Origin of the sequence: Idiomarina sp. UBA4520 (assembly GCF_002388365.1) — a bacterium.
In the GTDB taxonomy this organism is placed as follows: Bacteria; Pseudomonadota; Gammaproteobacteria; order Enterobacterales; family Alteromonadaceae; genus Idiomarina; species Idiomarina zobellii.
In genome coordinates this window covers 1-18,842 of sequence record NZ_DGMK01000008.1, presented here as the reverse complement: position 1 = coordinate 18,842, position 18,842 = coordinate 1, and the positions used below count along the sequence as shown (strand labels likewise).

General features: G+C 47.7%; 16 protein-coding genes. 10 read left to right on the top strand and 6 right to left on the bottom strand.

The window, feature by feature from the left end; genetic code table 11:
• The 4 genes from B3850_RS02915 to B3850_RS02900 form a co-directional block, all read left to right on the top strand.
• The coding region (locus B3850_RS02915; protein WP_286911369.1) for a hypothetical protein at window positions 1–222 on the top strand (222 nt) is incomplete at its 5' end.
• Window positions 223–346: 124 nt separating this feature from the next.
• Window positions 347–1,558 (top strand): permease, encoded by a 1,212-nt coding sequence (locus B3850_RS02910; RefSeq protein ID WP_286872290.1) that lies wholly within the window; start codon window positions 347–349, stop codon window positions 1,556–1,558.
• A gap of 40 nt (window positions 1,559–1,598) precedes the next feature.
• Window positions 1,599–2,474, top strand: a complete 876-nt coding sequence (locus B3850_RS02905; RefSeq protein ID WP_286872293.1) for a cation diffusion facilitator family transporter — start codon at window positions 1,599–1,601, stop codon at window positions 2,472–2,474.
• 12 nt (window positions 2,475–2,486) lie between these two features.
• Window positions 2,487–3,059 carry a glutathione S-transferase family protein gene (locus B3850_RS02900; protein ID WP_058576446.1) on the top strand — a complete coding sequence of 191 codons (573 nt, stop codon included), beginning with the start codon at window positions 2,487–2,489 and terminating at the stop codon, window positions 3,057–3,059.
• Here B3850_RS02900 and B3850_RS02895 read toward each other — a convergent pair.
• The 3 genes from B3850_RS02895 to B3850_RS02885 all read right to left on the bottom strand — a co-directional run bounded on the left by B3850_RS02895 (window position 3,056) and on the right by B3850_RS02885 (window position 8,007).
• On the bottom strand, window positions 3,056–4,714 hold the full coding sequence (locus tag B3850_RS02895) for an acetolactate synthase large subunit (protein ID WP_286911368.1): 1,659 nt from the start codon (window positions 4,712–4,714) through the stop codon (window positions 3,056–3,058). The two genes, B3850_RS02900 and B3850_RS02895, sit on opposite strands and share 4 nt — an antisense overlap.
• 127 nt (window positions 4,715–4,841) lie before the next feature.
• Window positions 4,842–7,409, bottom strand: coding sequence for a TonB-dependent receptor (locus tag B3850_RS02890; RefSeq protein ID WP_286872300.1), 2,568 nt, complete (start codon window positions 7,407–7,409; stop codon window positions 4,842–4,844).
• Between the two features lie 223 nt (window positions 7,410–7,632).
• Window positions 7,633–8,007 carry a DUF4168 domain-containing protein gene (locus B3850_RS02885; protein WP_286872303.1) on the bottom strand — a complete coding sequence of 125 codons (375 nt, stop codon included), beginning with the start codon at window positions 8,005–8,007 and terminating at the stop codon, window positions 7,633–7,635.
• 169 nt (window positions 8,008–8,176) lie between these two features.
• Here B3850_RS02885 and B3850_RS02880 point away from each other — a divergent pair, with 169 nt between their 5' ends.
• The 3 genes from B3850_RS02880 (at window position 8,177) to B3850_RS02870 (ending at window position 11,765) form a co-directional block, all read left to right on the top strand.
• A complete protein-coding gene (locus B3850_RS02880) occupies window positions 8,177–9,664 on the top strand; it encodes a sensor histidine kinase (protein WP_286872306.1) in 1,488 nt (495 codons plus the stop codon).
• The gene (locus tag B3850_RS02875; protein WP_053954559.1) at window positions 9,664–11,004 is read left to right on the top strand and encodes a sigma-54-dependent transcriptional regulator; all 1,341 of its coding nucleotides are present in this window, start codon (window positions 9,664–9,666) and stop codon (window positions 11,002–11,004) included. Before B3850_RS02880 ends, B3850_RS02875 begins: the two co-directional genes overlap by 1 nt.
• A gap of 74 nt (window positions 11,005–11,078) precedes the next feature.
• Window positions 11,079–11,765, top strand: coding sequence for a type 1 glutamine amidotransferase domain-containing protein (locus tag B3850_RS02870; protein ID WP_053954558.1), 687 nt, complete (start codon window positions 11,079–11,081; stop codon window positions 11,763–11,765).
• Between the two features lie 6 nt (window positions 11,766–11,771).
• On the opposite strand, the gene B3850_RS02865 is transcribed toward B3850_RS02870, so the two are convergent.
• Both B3850_RS02865 and B3850_RS02860 read right to left on the bottom strand, forming a co-directional pair.
• A complete protein-coding gene (locus B3850_RS02865; RefSeq protein WP_286872314.1) occupies window positions 11,772–13,823 on the bottom strand; it encodes a TonB-dependent receptor family protein in 2,052 nt (683 codons plus the stop codon).
• Window positions 13,824–13,825: 2 nt separating this feature from the next.
• A complete protein-coding gene (locus B3850_RS02860) occupies window positions 13,826–14,959 on the bottom strand; it encodes a PQQ-dependent sugar dehydrogenase (RefSeq protein ID WP_286872316.1) in 1,134 nt (377 codons plus the stop codon).
• 130 nt (window positions 14,960–15,089) lie between these two features.
• Between B3850_RS02860 and B3850_RS02855 the strand changes: the two genes are divergently transcribed.
• Window positions 15,090–16,601, top strand: coding sequence for an FMN-binding glutamate synthase family protein (locus B3850_RS02855; protein WP_286911367.1), 1,512 nt, complete (start codon window positions 15,090–15,092; stop codon window positions 16,599–16,601).
• A 9-nt stretch (window positions 16,602–16,610) separates the two neighbouring features.
• Here B3850_RS02855 and B3850_RS02850 read toward each other — a convergent pair whose 3' ends face one another.
• Entirely contained in the window at window positions 16,611–17,525 is a 915-nt protein-coding gene (locus B3850_RS02850; RefSeq protein WP_126752068.1) for a hydrogen peroxide-inducible genes activator, read from the bottom strand.
• Between the two features lie 146 nt (window positions 17,526–17,671).
• On the opposite strand from B3850_RS02850, the gene B3850_RS02845 reads away from it, so the two are divergent.
• Window positions 17,672–18,217, top strand: a complete 546-nt coding sequence (locus B3850_RS02845) for a peroxiredoxin (protein WP_286872320.1) — start codon at window positions 17,672–17,674, stop codon at window positions 18,215–18,217.
• Window positions 18,218–18,230: 13 nt separating this feature from the next.
• On the top strand, window positions 18,231–18,758 hold the full coding sequence (locus tag B3850_RS02840) for a carboxymuconolactone decarboxylase family protein (RefSeq protein WP_053954552.1): 528 nt from the start codon (window positions 18,231–18,233) through the stop codon (window positions 18,756–18,758).
• The last annotated feature ends 84 nt before the right edge of the window (window positions 18,759–18,842 follow it).

Below are 18,842 nucleotides of genomic sequence, written 5' to 3'. Positions count from 1 at the left end.
TTCGGGTTTAGTCTGCCACTACACTGGTTAGTCATAAGTGCTGCTATTATATTCACTATTTTCGCTATTAAACTTGGACTAAACGAAGAGTTGACTGTGCAACATTTTAGTCTAGTTTCATGGCAGGCAACTAAATTTATCTTTTTGTTTTCCTCTCTCAGTGGAGCGGTGGATGTTTTTCTTTATTGGTTAAAAGCTAGTGAAAATAAAGAAAGAGCTTAGTTGGATAATTGTCATAACGTGCTTTGTTGGTTGCCGTCTCTTCTCACAGTAAATACCCGAAAAGCGATCAAACTTTTAAAAAATACGTAGCTATAATAGAAGAGCGTAACGATAAGGAGCCATTATGGATAATTTCATATCGCTATGGGGCGAATCGGCGTACACCAGCCTTGGCTTTTTCTGGATGGCGTTATGGGCGTTTGTATTAGGTTATTTGATCAGTAGCTTAATCCAAGTGCTTATTACTAAGCGGCGCATGCGCAAAGCAATGGGCGGCAATGACTTAAAGTCTGTGTCGCTGGGTACCTTCTTTGGTTTTATCTCTAGCTCCTGTAGTTTCGCTGCACTTTCAACGACCCGGGCTTTATTTAACAAAGGCGCAGCGTTTAGCGCCTCTATGGCTTTCATGCTGGCCTCTACAAACCTGGTTATTGAACTGGGTTTTGTTATTTCAATATTTCTAGGCTGGCAATTTGTCGTTGGTGAGTATGTCGGCGGATTGTTGCTTATTCTCTTCGTCTGGTTATTCATCACCCTAACCAACCCCCAAAACCTCATTAAAAGTGCCCGTAAAGAGGAAGATGAAGACGACGAGCACCATCATGAAAGTACGCTTTCCGATTTGCTCAGTGTCGATACCTGGCAAAAAGTTGGCCAGAAATATGTGATGGAATGGCAGATGGTCTGGCAGGATGTTCTTATTGGTTTTACCGTAGCTGGTGTTATTTCTGCCTTTGTGCCCAGTGCTTTCTTCGAGTGGCTGTTTATTGGTGTGGGTACTCAAGGTGAGCCAGGTTTCTGGTCATTATTGCAACAGGCTGTTGTAGGTCCTATTGCCGCGTTTTTTACTTTTATAGGTTCCATGGGGAACATTCCGCTGGCAGCTGTTCTGTTTGGTGAAGGGGTTGCCTTCGCGGGTGTTATGGCATTCATTTTCTCTGACTTAATTGTGCTGCCAGTGCTGAAAATTAATGCCCGCTACTATGGTTGGAAAATGGCTCTGTACATTGCTTTAATGCTTTTTATTTGCCTGGTAGCGGCGTCTCTTGCTATGCATTACGGATTGTTGGCCTTTGATGCCTTACCCGATGCGTCTCAATGGTCCTCACCGGCTAAGCAAGAACACTTCAAACTCAATTATGGTTTTGTGCTGAATGTTATTTTCTTACTACTTAGCGCTGTCATGGTTGTACTTTGGCGTAAGAAACAAAAAGAGCATGAGCACCACCATCATCATGACCACGGCGGGTCGTCTGTTGGGGATAAAGTAATGAATGCTTTGTGTGTAGTCAGTGTTCTTTGGCTAGCAGGCGGTATGATTGCTTATACTATTTGAGAGTCTTATTAGAACAAAGAATTGTTAAGTTAGGAGCACTATGCATCACCATCATCATCATGATACGGCTTCAGAGCGCATTGGCTGGGCGTTCTTCTTAAACCTGTGCTTCACAGTTATCGAGTTTATTGGCGGAGTGCTGACCAACAGTACCGCGATACTTGCCGATGCGGTTCATGACTTAGGAGACAGTATCTCTATTGGTATGGCCTGGTTGCTGGATAAATTCAGTCGTAAAGACGCGACCAATACCTTTACTTATGGCTACCGTCGTCTCTCCTTAGTCGGCGCCTTTATCAATGCAGTTATTCTTACAGCCGGTTCTATCTGGATTCTGTTTGAGGCGATTCCAAGGCTGTGGAATCCGGTTATGCCTATGGCTGAAGGCATGGCTTTGCTGGCCGTATTTGGTGTTATTGTGAACGGTTATGCGGCATTCAAACTCTCGAAAGGTCAGTCACTTAATGAACGGGTATTGAACTGGCATTTGCTGGAAGATGTTCTCGGTTGGCTTGCAGTGCTGGTTGTCTCTATTGTCTTACTGTTTGTCGACTGGCCTATTTTAGATCCTTTATTGTCTATTGCGTTTACCCTGTTTATTTTAGTGAACGTAATACGCCACTTAGGGTCGACTATTAAGCTATTTGTTCAGGCTTCTCCTGACCCAGAAATATATCAGCAAATCCATAAAAAGTTGGTGGCGTTGGATTTAGTCGATAACGCACACCATTTACATTTTTGGTCGCTTGATGGTGAACGCCATGTATTAACAGCACATATTGTGGTATCAAAGGAGTTAACCAGCACTGAGAGAGCGGTGTTAAAAGAAAAAATATCAGAACAATTGGCCGAGTTTGAATTAGCTCATACCACTATAGAGCTGGAATATCCGGACGAAGCCTGTCGTGATCATTAACGGAGGTTTACCATGGAATTGTTTGGCAGTTATACGTCACCTTATGTAAGACATTGCCGTATTGCCTTGCTAGAAACGGACACGAAGTTTTCGCTAACAGAGACTGACTTCGACACAAGCGCAAAACTGAGCCCGGCGAAAAAGGTCCCGTTTTTGCACCATAACGATTTACGACTGCATGATTCAACCAGTATTTTAAAGTACGTGCGGGAGAAAGCTGGTGAGCGTTTCTTTGCCGATACAAAAGACTTCGATCAATACTGTCTGGTCAATACGGCAATGGATGCTGCCATCAATATTTTCTTGCTGGAAAAAGATGGTATAAAAAGTTCACAGGCGCCTTATTTGCAGCGCCAGCAAGAGCGCATCAATGATATATTGCAGTTGATGGAAGAAAAAGATCACGCAGTGGCGTACGAGGGTCCACATCCATTCAGTGATGGCGAGCTGCGGTTGGGCTGCTTTTTAAGTTGGGGGTTATTCCGTCAGCGTTTTAATTTGGATAAGTACCCGCGACTTGAGGCTTTCGTTGATAAGCTCAACGACTACCCCTACTTCGCGGATACCGACCCATCTAAAGCTTAATAGGCTTTTATCGCCCGGCTGCGTTCAGGAATTTCTTCGTTCAACAGTCGGTCGTTTTGTGAGTAGTCCATGGGAACATCAATGAGGTGTACACCTGGTTTGTCCAGGCACTCTTTCATCAGTGGTATCAAGTTTTCGGTGCTGTCCACGCGATACCCTTTAGCGCCATAGGACTCAGCGTACTTCACAAAGTCCGGATTATTGAAGTCTAAACCATAGTCGCTTAAACCCATGTGCTGTTGTTTCCATTTAATCATGCCATAGCCACTGTCGTTAAGAATAACAATGACAATGTCCAGATTCATGCGCACTGCGGTTTCAAGCTCTTGTGAGTTCATCATGAACCCACCGTCTCCGCATATTGCCATGACTTTTTTCTCAGGGTTGACCAGTTTGGCAGCCATTGCCGAAGGTAAGCCCGCACCCATAGAAGCTAATGCGTTATCCAGCAATACGGTATTCGGCTCACGCGCCGGATAATTACGGGCAAACCAAATTTTATAAATGCCGTTATCCAGTGCAATAACACCATCATCTGGCATAACGTCACGAACATCCTCAACTAAACGCTGAGGTAGAATTGGAAAGCGATCGTCATCGGCACCTTCGTCGGTATGGTCACGCATGTGATCGCGGACTTTCAGCATAAAGTCAAAGTCCCAGTGCTCTTGTGGCTCAATACCTTCCTTCAGTTGCCAAATGCTGTTACCAATGTCACCAATCATACTGGCGTGCGGGAAGTAGACAGAGTCGACTTGGGCACCCTGGAAATTAATGTGAACCACTTTTCTGTCGTCGTTTACGCCCGTTTTCATCATAAAGGGCGGCTTCTCGACAACATCGTGCCCCACATTAAGAATTAAGTCTGCTTTTTCAATGGCACGGTGCGGGTAGTCACCGTCTGAAACCGCAGCGTTGCCCAACCAGCGAGGGTGATCTTCGTTGATAACCCCTTTACCCATTTGAGTCGTAATAAACGGAATGCCGGTTTTATCGACAAAGGCTCTTAACATTTTCGCCGTAATTTTTCGGTTTGCCGCAGCACCAATAAGTAACACCGGATGTTTTGCATCTTTCAGTAATTGCAGAACATGACGAACCGCTTTATGTTCAGTTATAGGGCGGCGCGAGAAACTCGGAGTTATTGGGTTAGCACTCACTTCCTCACGAGCAATGTCGTCCGATAGTTCCAGGTGTGAAGCACCGGGGCGTTCATCTTCCGCTCGGCGAAAGGCTTCGCGGATATGTGCCGGAATACTATTAGCGCTAATAATAGGCTGGGTGTATTTGGTAATAGGCGTCATCATGTCGACAACATCGATAATCTGGAACTGACCCTGCTGGCGCTCTTTAATAGGTTTTTGGCCTGTAATTACGACCATAGGCATAGCACCTAGCTGCGCATAAGCGACCGGAGTGACCAGGTTGGTCGCGCCCGGTCCTAACGTCGACAAACAAACACCTGGTTTGCCGGTAAGTCGACCATAAGTGGCGGCCATAAAGCCGGCACCTTGCTCATGACGAGTTAGAATAAGCTCGATATTAGATTTTGAAAGAGACTCTAATAAGTCCAGATTTTCTTCGCCCGGAATACCGAAAACGTATTCAACACCTTCGTTCTCCAGAGCTTTTACGAATAAATCGGATGCTTTCACGTCGCTGTCTCCTTGCGTTAATTCTTTTTAGTTTAATAAGTTACGTAAAGCATAGGAGATATGATCAAAAAAATCCGCAATCAGACCTAACTGATTGCGGATTTTACAGTCTGCTAAGACTTAGTTATTAAAACGAGTAACTGACTTTGGTATAAACAAAGCGACCACGAGGGTTGTGAACGCTTGGAGCATAACCGTAAAGGTCAGTGTTAAACGCTTCTGGTGGCTCTTCGTCAAACAGGTTAGTTGTACCAAGAGTAACGCGAAGCTGAGAAGTCACGTCATAGTAAGCTTGTAAATCAACCAGTAGTTGTTTATCAACCATACGAGTTTCTTCACTCTCAACTAAAGCCGGTGCCTGGTAGTCTTCAAACTCACCAATGTAGTTAAGGTTTAAATTAACCCCTAACGCATCCTGGCTCCACTCAGCACGACCTGTCCAGCGATGCTCTGGATACTCATATTCACCGGCGTAGTCGATACCGTCTTTTTCAAACTTACTCATGTATGACCAATCAAAGCCAAATCGAACCGTACCCATACCTTGAGTATCCCAGTTGTAGTTGGCTGATAAATCAAGACCGGCAGCTTCCTGGCTTGATAAGTTGACATAAGTGTTATACAGCGTTGCGAGCTCACCTAACTCGTCGCCAGGTAGAGGGGCGCGGCGAACGCAGACGTCGCTACTTTGGTCATTACAATTTTCGTCATAAACGTTTTCAAAATCGTTTTGAACAATTTTGTTGTCTTGCTCAATGGACCAGTAGTCAGCTGAAACATCGAAATCATCTGTAATCTGCCAAACAGCACCTAAGTTATAGTTAGATGATTCTTCTGGCTGCAAGCCGTCTGAGCCTGAGAATACAATAGTGTAGTCAAGCGGGACACAGCTTTCACCATCCGTTTCACAGCGGTAGGTATCTGTGAAGAATGTCGATACTTGAGACGGACCTAAACCAATTTGAGCCAGTGATGGTGCGCGGAAACCTTCACCATAAGACGCGCGAAGGGTTACGTCTTCTGTTGGACGCCATTGAAGCTTAAACTGAGGGTTAAAGGTTGATCCAAAATCACTGTAATCATCATAACGACCAGCAGCAGTCAGCTCGAGTGTGTCAGTAATTGGAATTAAGAACTCCATGTAAGCTGCCCACTGATCGCGTTCTGCTTCTGCCTGTACTGACTCAGTACCAAAAATTAAACCGCGTTGGAACTGATCATCTGGCTGGTCAAATACGTCTTCTTCACGATACTCAAGACCGGCCGCCATAGACACATAATGATCGCCTAGCTGGAAAGCTTCACCCGCGATGCTTGCATCAATAGCCGTTAAGTGTGACTCACCACGACGAACCAAAGAGGTTGTTATGTCGTTAATGACTTCAGGGTCGTTAATCGTACCGCCAAATGGATTGTAGTTCCCGGCGTTAATTTCTTCTTGTAGGAAGTCAGTGCGCACCCAGCCTTGTTCACGAGAACCTGTCTGCATACCTTCACTGCGGCCTTTCTGGTAAGAAACATCCCAGCCCCAGCCATTTAAATCACCGCGTAAACCAGCAATAAAGCGTAAGGTATCCGACTCAACGTCCCAGATACGAGGGCCTGCATCAACGGTACGGAAAAAGTTGATGTCTACACGCTCACCCCAAGGGTTGTTAGGGTGGTCTGCTGGCACATAAAGACCAGCGTCAGCATCTAAAGGTGTTGGTGCACCACCGGCTTTAGAGCGGTTATGCTGAGCGGCTATTTCAATGTAACCTTCGACGTCACGAGAAAACTCTTTGCGAGACTGGATTATTGCGCCCACACGCTCTGCTTCAGGGAAGATTTGAGCATAAGGACCGTAATCAAATACACAGCGAGTACCTACTTCAGAGCCAGGAGGGCAATCTGGATCGGGTTGCTCAGCTCCGTCAACGATAAAGCTTCCTGGGAAACCACGAGAAGAACGGAAATCGTTACCACCCCAAGGTGCTTGGTTTGCTGTGCCGTTACGACCAAATTCAGCACCGACTATAGAGGTGTTTTTCCAGTAGTCTAGAATCATGGTGGTGTTACTGTCATCACCACCGGTACCCCAGACTAAGCTCATGCTGGTTTCTTCGTAGTTCACATCACCGGTGGTACCACCGTGACTAGCTGTTAATTCAGTACCGACGAAATCGTCGCGTAGAATAATGTTTACAACACCGGCTACGGCGTCAGAACCATAAATAGCCGACGCACCGTCTTTAAGAATATCGATACGTTCAATGGCTGCGACTGGAATCGAGTTAATATCGACAAATGAATTAGCAACGCCTTCTGCGAACGAAGATACAGCGACACGACGTCCATTTAACAGAACTAAGGTCGAATCGGCACCAAAGCCACGCAAACTGATTGCAGCGGCACCGTTTGCAGTGGTGTCCTGACTGTTACCCTGAGTTGAGAAGGTGCCTACACCGGCAGATGGCAGACGCTCTAAAAGTTGTTGAAGGTTGTTAAAACCGGAAGCTTCAATACTTTCCCTGTCGATAACTTCGACTGGAGAAGCGCCTTCCATATCGGTTCTCGAAATACGTGAACCTGTAACCTGAATTCGTTCTAAACGCTCGTCTTCTGCTTGAGCGTCCTCTTGTGCAAAACTGTTTGGCGAATGAAACAGTGCGCCAACAGCTAGAGCACATAATGAGTACTTAAATGCTGTTTTCATTGTTGTTCTCCCCGCGATGGATAACATTTTGTTTTTCTTGTAACTATCGACGATAGTACTTAGTTGTTATTACACCAAATTAACAAATGATCAAGCGTTACACGCTAAATTGTGGGGATAGGTGGTAATTATGGTGGGACCACTACGACTTTAGTCGTAGTTACAAATAAAAACGGCCGGCTAAATTGCCGGCCGTTTCTCAATGGGGGTTCGCTAAAACGAATTAAGAATCAGAGGTTAACTCTTCCAAACGAGCACGCAGTTCTTCGTCGTTCTGAGCTTGCTGAATAATCATGTTGTACTCTTGAGGAGTAAGGCCTGCGTCTTCAACAGCCGCAATCATTTCTTTTTGAGCAGATTGCTGAATTCCGCGAGCTTCTTCTTGGTTTTCAGCGTTTTGGAACTTTTCACGATACTTTTCAGTAACGCCTTGTACTTCTTCCATTGCCGAAACAAACTTAACTAACATGCCTTCGGTAATTTCCTGAGTTTGCTGCTGTTGCTGAGCCATGTTGCCTTGAGCTTGTTGCTGTTGAGCCATAGCTGCAGTGCTACCCAGTGCGAATACCGTTGCTAATGCGATAATTGTCTTTTGCATGATAATCTCCTTGTTGATTCTGTCAGATTTACTAACGCTCTTACTAAAGCGAAGACTGTGCCAACTTTACAAGTAACTGTTTTTAAAGTGCTTTATTTAGTTCGATTAAAAGCAACAGAAAGAATCCTTAAAAATGTGTATCCTGAAGACACAGTCAAAGGAGGCGTGTGTGACAAAAGTATACAATTGGTCTCTATCGAGCCTGCAACGGCGGCTACTGGCTTATGTTGTGGTTCCTATGCTGCTGATATCGGGCGCGGCAATCACCGTTGGTCTTCAGGTAGCTTCAGAAAATGCTAATGACCGCCTGAAAAGCGACTTAGAGTTATTGGGACGCGCGATTAGCTTACCTATTAGTGATGCGTTGCTGAATAACGACTTAGATACGGTGCAGGCCAACCTGGACTCAGTATTTAGCATTGGCCGGGTTTATGGAGCCTCTGTATATAACGTCTATGGTGAGCAGGTTGCTGAAGCGGGCGTAACGGAAACCGATTTAAGTAACAGCCGCCTTGCTTTGCAAACCGTACAAACAGGCATCAAACAGGACGATTACCGTCGCGTAGAGGGACGTGATGTCTTTTCTCAGTTTCTTCCCATTGTCGATAGAGGTGGCCGAATTATCGGGCTACTGCAAATTAATCGCCGGGCGAGTGACTTCGATGAGTCTTTCGAAGAGCTTAGCCAATATGCTTGGCTAACCTGGGGAGCCTTTGCGCTCATTACCATAGCGGTGCTGGTTTTTGGACACTATCGAGGCGTTGGGCGACATGTGGTTCAATTGAAAGACGCCATGTTGCAAGTGGCTGGGGGGAACCGTACAGCCCGTGTAAAACCTGAGGGACCTTCTGAGTTGCAGGAGGTTGCGCAAGGGCTTAACCGAATGCTGGACAGCATAGAGCAAGCCGAAAAAGAATTAGAACAACGCCGACAACACGAAGCCTCGCTTCAGCAAGCATTACGCGAACAAGAAAAGATGGCGGCAATAGGAAGCGTTGCCAGCGGCGTTGCACACGAACTTGGGGCTCCGCTTACCGTTATCGACGGACGTGCCAGCCGGCTACTAAGAACCCATAAAGATGAAGAGAGTCAGCGTCAATTGCAGGCCGTTCGCGGTCAGGTGCAGCGGTTAACCGGATTGGTCAACCAATTGCTCGCGTTCTCCAGAACGCCAGTTCAGCACCGAGAGTCTATAGCGCTGGCAACCTTGATAGATACGGCAATAACCAGCATTCAGTTTGAGCAAGACAAAGGCGCCGCCAGAGTCGAACTGGGTGAGTTACCTGCTGTCACACTAAAAGTTGATATTAAACGGTTGGAACTGGCCTTGGTCAACGTGATGCGTAATGCGCTACAGGCAGCACAGCACGTGGTGAATATAAACGCAGAGGTCGACAGCAATAGCGCGTTGAAAATAATTATTGATGATGACGGTGAAGGTCTGCCTGACAATATGAAAGAAAAAGCCTTGCACCCGTTTGAGACCAATAAACCACAAGGTAAAGGCACCGGTTTGGGGCTGACGATAGTGAAACATGTTTTGAGTGATCATCAGGGCGAATTGACGTTAACGAATAACGATAAGGGTGGCTGTCGCGTCATTTTATGTTTGCCGGCATCGAGTCTGGCCGATAAGCCTGCACTAGGAGGTCAATAATGGCGGTACTTAAAGCTGTCATAGGTGTTGTTGAAGATGACCCTGCATTACAGGAGCTTTTGGTCGAAGAACTTGAAGCGGAAGGCTACCAGGTGGATGCCTGGGGAAGTTTAGAAGACTTTAAGAGCAGCAATGCAAGCCCTGACTTAATTGTCAGCGATATACGCCTGCCCGGAGAATCGGGTTTAACCTTACTGGAAGACTTGAAGCAGCACGATAACCCGCCTGCGCTACTGCTGATAACGGCATTTGGCACGGTCGACCAGGCGGTTGATGCGCTGAAAAAAGGTGCCGATGACTTTCTGACAAAACCGCTGGATATTGAGCACTTGCTGTTGAGCGTTGAACGGATATTAGAGCATCGCTCATTACAGCGGGAACTGAAACGTTATAAACAGCAGCAGAAAGGTCCCGGTGGCTTGGTCGGACAAAGCCCGGCTATGCGCAAGCTTTATGACCAAATTGAACACATTGCGCCAACCGGCGGCAGTGTTCTTATTACCGGCGAAAGCGGTACAGGTAAGGAGTTAGTGGCTAAAGCCTTACATGAGCTGAGTGATAGATCTGACAAGCCTTTCCAGGCGGTAAACTGTGCGGGTATTCCAGCCGACTTAATGGAAAGTGAGTTCTTTGGTCACACGGCGGGGGCTTTTACCGGCGCGCAGAATAAGCGGCAGGGGCTTTTAAAGCAAGCCGACGGCGGCACCTTATTGTTGGATGAAATTGGCGAAATGCCAATGGCGCTTCAGGCCAAATTATTGCGTGTTTTACAAGAAGGCACGATAAGAGCCGTTGGTAGCGACAAAGAAGAGCAAGTTGATGTTCGCATTCTTGCTGCGACGCACCAGGATTTAGAGCGGTTGGTTGAAGAGGGCAAATTCCGGCAAGATTTATTTTATCGTCTGGAGACGTTTAGCCTGCGAGTTCCTCCGTTACGAGAGCGAGGAGAGGATATCGAGCGATTGGCAAACTTCTTTCTTCAGCAGCAACAGAAAAGCAGTGATAAAACAGTACGTGGAATTTCAGCGGAAGCATTAGATTTGCTGTATCGGTATCCATTTCCGGGGAACGTTCGGGAGCTTCAAAACGCCATAGAGCGGGCGTTTGCGTTTTCCAGTGACGAGACCCTGTCGGTAGACGACTTTCCGCAGCGTATAGTCGAGAAAAGTGATACCAGTCAGCCGGCGGCAACGTCAGCCTGGCCAACGTTAGATGAGCACCAAAGCCAGTACATAAGGAAAGTTTTAGAGCATACCGGTGGCAATAAGTCACAGGCGGCACAAATACTCGGTGTTACACGCCGTACGCTGTATCGCTGGCTTGATAACGAGGCGGAGTGATCAAAGTGGTGACTTTTTGCGTAAAATGCACGTAAGTTTACAGAGAATTTCACACGAAATTTAAGGAGTACCCAGTGAAAGTATTAATGGTCTTAACCTCACACGACAAGCTTGGCGACACTGGCCATAAAACTGGCTTTTGGGTCGAGGAATTTGCTGCGCCTTACTATGTCTTTGTGGATGCAGGTGTCGATGTAACGCTGGCGTCTCCTAAAGGCGGTAAACCACCAATGGATCCGAACAGTACAGCGCCGGATGCGCAAACCGAGGCTACTGAGCGTTTAGAGAAAGACTCAACAGCGCAACACAAGCTGGAAACAACTTGCACGTTGGACGATGTTGACCCTGACGACTTTGACGCTATTTTCTATCCAGGTGGACACGGACCGTTATGGGATTTAACCAACAATGAGCAGTCTATTAAGCTGATTGAGCACTTCTGGAGTAAAGGTAAGCCGGTATCGGCGGTATGCCATGCGCCGGCGGTATTGCTGAATGCGAAAACGCCAAGCGGGGACCCCATTGTTCAGGGCCGTACTGTCACAGGTTTTAGTAACACAGAAGAGGCTGCCGTCGAGTTGACCAATGTTGTTCCTTTCTTACTGGAAGACGAACTCATAGCAAAAGGCGGTCACTACCGTAAAGTCGATGACTGGCAAGCCTATGCGGTTCAGGACGGTATGTTGATTACCGGTCAGAACCCGGCGTCATCGGAGCAGACGGCTCAGCGCCTGCTCGATGTACTAAGAGCTATGGTCTAAAACCATTTAAAAGCGTCGGCGCCAGCTTATGCCGACGCTTGCTTGTCGCCCTATTCCGGGTTCAAACGAGCGCCCACTGCCCTGATTCACTACAACCGCACTGACGTAGTCTTTGTCGGTGATATTGTCGACCCGGGCCCATACGTCTAATTCGCTGTTTGTCCATTGCCACTCGCGGCTCACCGCAAAATTCCAGGTGGTATAAGAGGGTGCGAACGTGTCGTTGGCATCATTAACCGGGGTATCGTCACGATACTGACCTGAAACTTGAACGAGCCATTGTTCGGTTGGCTGCCAGTTTAAACGCAAGTAACCCTGGCTTTCGGCAACACCGGGCAGCTGATTACCTTGTAACGGACCTTCGCCAAATACCGCATCGATATAGCTGTACGAGACCAGTAAGTTTAACTGCTGTGTCAGCGCACCGTTAATGGTTAGTTCGGCGCCCTCGCGAGAGGTCTCTGATGCATTTCGGTAGGTCGTTCTGCCGTCAGTTGACTGATCAACCAATATCTCGTTGTCGCTCTCAATACCGAAAAAGGCCAAGTGTAAACGCCAGTTTCTAGGCAGTTGGTGCTTAATACCCCACTCCCACTGTTCGTTAGTCGAAGGACCTAGCTCGCGGTTTAATCCGGAACCTTGGTTACGATATGCAAGCTCTGTTAATGTCGGTGTTTCGAACCCCTGCCCAACGCTGAAATAAGTGGCTGAGCTGGGCAAAAATTGCCAGGTGAGAGAGGCTGCGGCGGTGGTTTCCTGAAACTCACTACTGCCGCTGTCATCAGCACCATCAAGCTCCGTAAAGTAGTCTTTAACGTCGTAGCTGATATCGCTGTAACGCACACCACCGGTTGCTGACCACTCAGCACTTAACTGCCATTGAAAGCGCAAGTAGGCCGAAGCGTTATCTATCCAGTTAAACTCATCACGGCGCAACTCACCCTTTTCACCATTGTCATTCACATAACCAAAACGATGATCTTGCTGTCGTTCAAGTTGTGCGCCTAGTGTTGCTGACCAGTTCTGACCTAGCTGACGCCAGCGCGCGTGCGCTCCTTCAAACTGGCGAGAGACATCAATGACCGCACCGGAGCTGGTGTAAATGCCTTGTTCATTAATATCGTCTCCGGCAAATGGCAGGAACTGCTCAATGTCACGGTCGCCCTGCCAAACAGAGACTAAACCTTCGCCGCTGTCGCGTTCATGAAACCAGCTTAAAGAGCCTTGTCGGTGATGAATGTCTTTGCGGGTATTAAAGTCGATAGCACGCTGCACGGTCTGTGTCGGATCTTCCCGCCAGGCTTCCGGTGTTAATGCACTGGGGTCCTGCAGTAGCGGCGCGTCATTATTGTCATAACGCAGAATAAACCGGTTTTGGTCGTCCCATTGATGGTACCAGCGTACGGCCTGTTGCTGGCGCTCTGCAGAATTATGGCGACGTGGTCCGTCGGTCTGAAAGTCGGTTGCCATAAGCTGCAGCTGCTTGGTGTCTGTTGCCCATTGCGCATTGACACTGTAGCGTTGTGTATCGTTTTCACTGAACTGACCTTTCCACTTTAATGCCGTTTCAGTGGGTTGGCGACTAAACCATTCAACCACTCCGCCCCCGGAGTTGCCGTAAAGAGTCGCCAATGGTCCACGGAGCACTTCTAACGAATCAACATTGTCGAGAATGAAACTGGATGTTTGTGCCTGTCCGTCAGGCATGGACAACGGAATACCATCGACATTCAATTGCAAACCGCGCACGCCAAAGGCGGCTCTTGAGCCAAACCCGCGTACGACGAGGCGTGCGTCTTGCGCGTAGTTATAACGATTATCTGCCTGAATACCTGCCACACCGGCTAAGGCATCGCCAGCATCAATGTTCATCGATGGCAGTGTATTCTCTACGTTCACCCGGTCGATACTCGCCGCCGTTGTCAGCCAGGGCGTTTCGCTCTCTGTTGCTGTCACGACAACGGTTTCGTCTACTTCGGCGGACTGCACAACGAAAGAGGCCGCCAGTAAAGGCAGCCCCGTGTAAGTCAATTTTCTAAATACCGCTGAATACAACATCGTTAATCTGCCGGTTTAATTTGAATGATTGCGCCATTGGACTCGTCAGTCAGTAAATACAGATAACCGTCCGGCCCTTGATTAATGTCGCGAATACGCGCATCAACAGCATCCTCGAACAGGCGCTCTTCATGCATCATTCGACCTTCGTACAAGTCTAACCGAGCCACTAACGAGCTTTTCAGTGCCGCCACGAAAAAGTCACCTTTCCACTCAGGAAAAGCGTCGCCAGTGTAAAAAGTTGCGCCAGCTGTAGCAATCGACGGTACCCAGTAATAAAACGGTTGTTCCATACCTTCTTTCACTGCGTCTTCACTAATAATGGCACCGCCGTAGTCAACACCATAAGTAATTTCTGGCCAGCCATAGTTCTTGCCGGCTTCAGGAATATTCACTTCATCGCCGCCTTGTGGGCCATGTTCTACTGTCCATAATTCGCCCGTGTCAGGGTGAATGTCTGCACCTTGGACATTGCGGTGACCGTAAGACCAAATTTCGTCTAACGCGTTATCTTCACCAACAAAGGGGTTGTCTTCAGGAATACTGCCGTCGGGCCAAATGCGTACGACTTTACCGTGGTGGTTATCGAGAGTTTGAGCGTCATCCATACGCGAATAACGGTCACCCAAAGTAACGAACAGATGCCCTTCAGGCGAGAACACCAAACGCGAACCAAAGTGTGCGTTGCTTTCATATTTCGGAGCCTGGCGGAAAATCACTTCTTTATCGGTAAAGGCTTTGTCCACCAGCTTTGCTCTCATAACGGCTGTGCTATTACCTTTGCCACCGTCTTGCGCCGGCTCCGAATAACTAATGTAAACCCATTGGTTTTCATCAAAGTTTGGGTCAATGGTGACATCCAGCAAACCGCCCTGGCTTTTTGCAACAACCTCAGGCACACCACTTATTTTTTCCCGATATTTACCGTTTTCTGACACCCAGTAAAGATCACCCGAGCGCTCGGTAACTAACACGCTGTTGTCTGGCAAAAACGTCATGCCCCAGGGATTAGTGAAACCATCCGCAAAGGTGGAGACGGTGACTTTATGGCGCTCTGTTTCGACGGTATCGGCTACTGCTGTCATGCTGGCAGAGGCTGCCAGAAGTGCGGTTAATACGAGTTTTCGGTTAAACATAAGGGTCTCCTTTGTTTTTCATTATCTTCAGTATACGTCATTCATTGAAATTTTGATGACTCTTGGCTTGACCTGTTTATGGCTTTAGTCGTTAATAGACGTATTAACTTTCAAAATAAGTGCGAATGGAATGAGCGAGAAGCTTTTTGGTACGGACTCTCTTCTGGTGTTAGCGCAATGGTTAGCGGCCATTTTTGTTCTTCTTATTATCACGCTGATTGTATCCGTTGGTGTGATGTATGTGGTGGATAAAACTCAGAATAAGCACACGATTCGGCGTAATTACCCCGTTGTCGGTCGTTTTCGTTATATTTTTGAGCGCATGGGCGAATTTATGCGCCAGTATTTTTTCGCGATGGATCGCGAAGAAATGCCGTTTAATCGGGCGCAGCGGAGCTGGGTCTACCGCGCGGCAAAAAACTCAGACAGAAATGTCGCGTTTGGCTCGACACGAGACTTAACCCGTACCGGCACCATTATTTTCAGTAACGCGCCCTATCCGCCTCTTGCAGAGCAAGCGGCCGCTCCTGAGCCTGTGCTTATTGGGCCGTACTGTGAAACACCCTATTCCCCAATTTCTTATTTTCATATTTCAGGTATGAGCTACGGTGCCTTATCGCCGGTGGCGGTTAAGTCATTGTCGCAAGGAGCTGCGAAGGCGGGTTGCTGGATGAATACTGGCGAAGGTGGTTTATCGCCTTACCACCTTATGGGCCATTGCGACATAGTATTCCAAATGGGAACAGCGAAGTTTGGGGTGAGAGATAAAGAAGGTCGATTGGATGAAAACCGTTTGGCGGAACTTGGCCGTCACGACAATGTAAAAATGTTCGAAATAAAATTGAGCCAGGGTGCTAAGCCGGGTAAAGGCGGTATTCTACCGGGCGTCAAAGTGAATGAGGAAATTGCGCAAATTCGTGGCATCGAAGTCGGTAAAGACGCTATTAGCCCTAACCGCCATCCAGAAATCAGTAATAACGAAGAGCTGCTCGACTTTATCGGTAAGGTTCGGCGCATTACCGGCAAACCCACGGGGTTTAAGTTCGTTATGGGCGATCCGAGCTGGATAGATGAGCTCATAGATTCAATTTTAACACGCGGCGTTGAGTCAGCGCCGGACTTCATTACGCTCGATAGTGCTGACGGTGGCACTGGTGCTGCACCACAACCATTGATGGACTACGTCGGTTTAAAAGTATCTGAAAGCCTGCCGGTGTTAATAGATAAGCTCACAGAAGCGGGGTTGCATGGGCGCGTGCGAGTTATTGTCTCAGGTAAAATGATAACCCCGGCTGATGTCGCCTGGGCTATTGCAATGGGGGCTGACTTTGTCACATCGGCACGGGGCTTTATGTTTTCCCTGGGCTGTATACAAGCCATGCAGTGTAACAAAAACACTTGCCCGACCGGGGTTACGACGGACGATCCTAAACTGATGAAGGGGCTCGATCCGACTGATAAGTGCGAGCGCGTGGCGAACTATCATAAGTACATGGAATACGGGGTGAATATTATTGCGCACTCTTGTGGTGTCACCGACCCGCGCCAGCTTAACCGCCGCCATGCCCGGGTTATAAAGCCGGACGGCGAGAGCATCAGTCTGGCAGAGCGATACCCATTGCCGCCGGCAAGAAGACGCTAACAGGCGCTGTTAGCGTAAGGTATTAATTGGCAGTAGTTGAGCAATTTCTTCCGCAACCTTGCGGAATGTCTGACGACGACTGGTCGTAGGGCGGTATACCAAGCCAATATCACGAGATGCTTCTTGTCCGGTCGGTTTTAACGGCACTAAGTCTGTGTTACTGAGAATCCCCTGATCGATCGCCATTTGCGGAATAAAGGTCGCGCCTAACCGAGCGTCAGCCATTTGCACCAGGCTGTGTAAGCTGGTGGCAGTAAAAGGGTTCATTTTTACTGAGTCGGTTAACTGACAAGCGGCTACCGCGTGTCCTGTCATGCAATGCTCTTTCTCCAGTAAAAAGATGCTTCTGTCCGGAAGCTTGTCGTAGTCAACCGGCTCACCAATGTTATCCGCTAGCTCTTTATGCACAACCAGCTTAAATGGGTCGCGACCCAATACCCATTTCTGATTGCCCTGAATATCCATGGGTAACGCCAGCAGTAAAATATCGAGCTCGCCGTTTTTAAGGCGAAGCAGTAGGTTTTGCGTGGTGTCCTCGGAAATTTGCAGTAGCAATTTCGGATAGGCATCCTGCAATCGCTTGCTTAACTGACCAATAACAAAAGGGGCTATGGTGGGTATAACGCCTAAACGCAACGGGCCTTCCATAACATTGCCCTGCCCCTGGGCATAGTGGCTGAGCTCTTCGGCGGCACTTAAAATTTGCCGTGCGCGCTCGACAATTTCTTCGCCTAATGCCGTAAACAAAAATGACTTATGGTCACGTTCAATAAGCTGGCAGCCCAATTGCTCTTCTAAGTTTTGAATACCGCTACTTAACGTCGATTGGCTGACATTACATTCAGCCGCCGCACGATTGAAGTTTTGCTCTTGATGCAACGCCAGCAAATAACTGAGGTTTTTTAAACTGGGTAATTTGCTCATGGTTTTCCCTTTGCAACGAACTTAATTGGTATTTCCGATTATCATAATTCGTTTTATTCGTTTTATCCAATCTGTCTCCATCCGTACACTAGCTCTCGACTCGTTAAGGAACGAATAGATTTAAATCCCAATCAAGGAGACACTTTATGTTAACAGTAGGCGATAAATTACCAGAATTCAGCGTTGTTGCAGCAAAACCTAAGTTCAACATGCCTGAAGAAAACAGCGAAAGCGCGTTCGAAACCATCGACAACAGCAGCTTTGCCGGTAAATGGAAAATTATTTTCTTTTACCCAAAAGACTTCACTTTTGTTTGCCCAACCGAAATTGTTGAGTTCGCAAAACTGAACGAAGACTTCGCAGACCGTGACGCGGTTGTTATGGGCGGCAGCACCGACAACGAATTTGTGAAATTAGCATGGCGTCGTGAGCACCCAGACCTTGACCGTCTGAACCAGTATTCTTTCGCGGACAACGGCTCTTTAGTAGACGGCTTAGGCGTACGTGACAAAGAAGAAAACGTCGCTTTGCGTGCAACTTTCGTTGTTGACCCGCACAACGTGATTCAACACGTATCGGTAAACAACCTGAACGTGGGCCGTAACCCGGCAGAAATTCTGCGTATTTTAGACGGTTTACAAACTGACGAACTGTGCCCATGTAACCGCGCAGTTGGTGGCGACACGCTTTAATAGGAGTTAACCCATGGCAATTGCCGATTACAAGCAATTACTCGGTGACCACAGCAAGGATACCAAGCTGAACCTGTCGAGTTTGTTCTCGAATGTGGAAGCGTCAGGCTTAACGGCTGACCAGTTCTACGGAACAGCGCTTTCTTTGGTGTACAGCTTGGCGGATAACGAACTTATCGAAGCTGTGGAAGAAGAAGCCGAAGGTAAAATCGAAGACAATGTGAAGACAGCGGCAAAAACCGCAGCGTCTTTAATGGCCATGAACAACGTGTACTACCGGTTCCTGCACTTATCGAGCGATAAGCAGTTTGGCAAAATGCCAGCCGGTTTGCGCATGAACGCAATGGCTAACCCAGGTGTTGATAAAGCCGATTTTGAGCTTTTCTCACTGGCAGTGTCAGCACTGAACGGATGTGGAATGTGCATTGACTCGCACGTGCAAACGTTACTGAAACACGACGTAACAGCACAAGCGATTCAATCATCCATTAAGTTGGCGGCGGTACTTAATGCAGCTTTAACTGCACGCAAACTGTCGTAAACCCTCTAGGGGCTCCCCTTTGCCCCATGCAACGCTTGCCCGCACTGCTATGGTGCGGGCTTTTTTTTGTTTGCCCAGCGAAGC

Excerpts from the sequence above, each read along its gene's own strand:
- B3850_RS02910 (WP_286872290.1), top strand. The coding sequence starts at position 347 with ATGGATAATTTCATATCGCTATGGGGCGAATCGGCGTACACCAGCCTT.
- B3850_RS02905 (WP_286872293.1), top strand. The coding sequence starts at position 1,599 with ATGCATCACCATCATCATCATGATACGGCTTCAGAGCGCATTGGCTGG.
- B3850_RS02900 (WP_058576446.1), top strand. The coding sequence starts at position 2,487 with ATGGAATTGTTTGGCAGTTATACGTCACCTTATGTAAGACATTGCCGT.
- B3850_RS02890 (WP_286872300.1), bottom strand. The coding sequence starts at position 7,409 with ATGAAAACAGCATTTAAGTACTCATTATGTGCTCTAGCTGTTGGCGCA.
- B3850_RS02885 (WP_286872303.1), bottom strand. The coding sequence starts at position 8,007 with ATGCAAAAGACAATTATCGCATTAGCAACGGTATTCGCACTGGGTAGC.
- B3850_RS02875 (WP_053954559.1), top strand. The coding sequence starts at position 9,664 with ATGGCGGTACTTAAAGCTGTCATAGGTGTTGTTGAAGATGACCCTGCA.
- B3850_RS02865 (WP_286872314.1), bottom strand. The coding sequence starts at position 13,823 with ATGTTGTATTCAGCGGTATTTAGAAAATTGACTTACACGGGGCTGCCT.
- B3850_RS02860 (WP_286872316.1), bottom strand. The coding sequence starts at position 14,959 with ATGTTTAACCGAAAACTCGTATTAACCGCACTTCTGGCAGCCTCTGCC.
- B3850_RS02855 (WP_286911367.1), top strand. The coding sequence starts at position 15,090 with ATGAGCGAGAAGCTTTTTGGTACGGACTCTCTTCTGGTGTTAGCGCAA.
- B3850_RS02850 (WP_126752068.1), bottom strand. The coding sequence starts at position 17,525 with ATGAGCAAATTACCCAGTTTAAAAAACCTCAGTTATTTGCTGGCGTTG.
- B3850_RS02845 (WP_286872320.1), top strand. The coding sequence starts at position 17,672 with ATGTTAACAGTAGGCGATAAATTACCAGAATTCAGCGTTGTTGCAGCA.
- B3850_RS02840 (WP_053954552.1), top strand. The coding sequence starts at position 18,231 with ATGGCAATTGCCGATTACAAGCAATTACTCGGTGACCACAGCAAGGAT.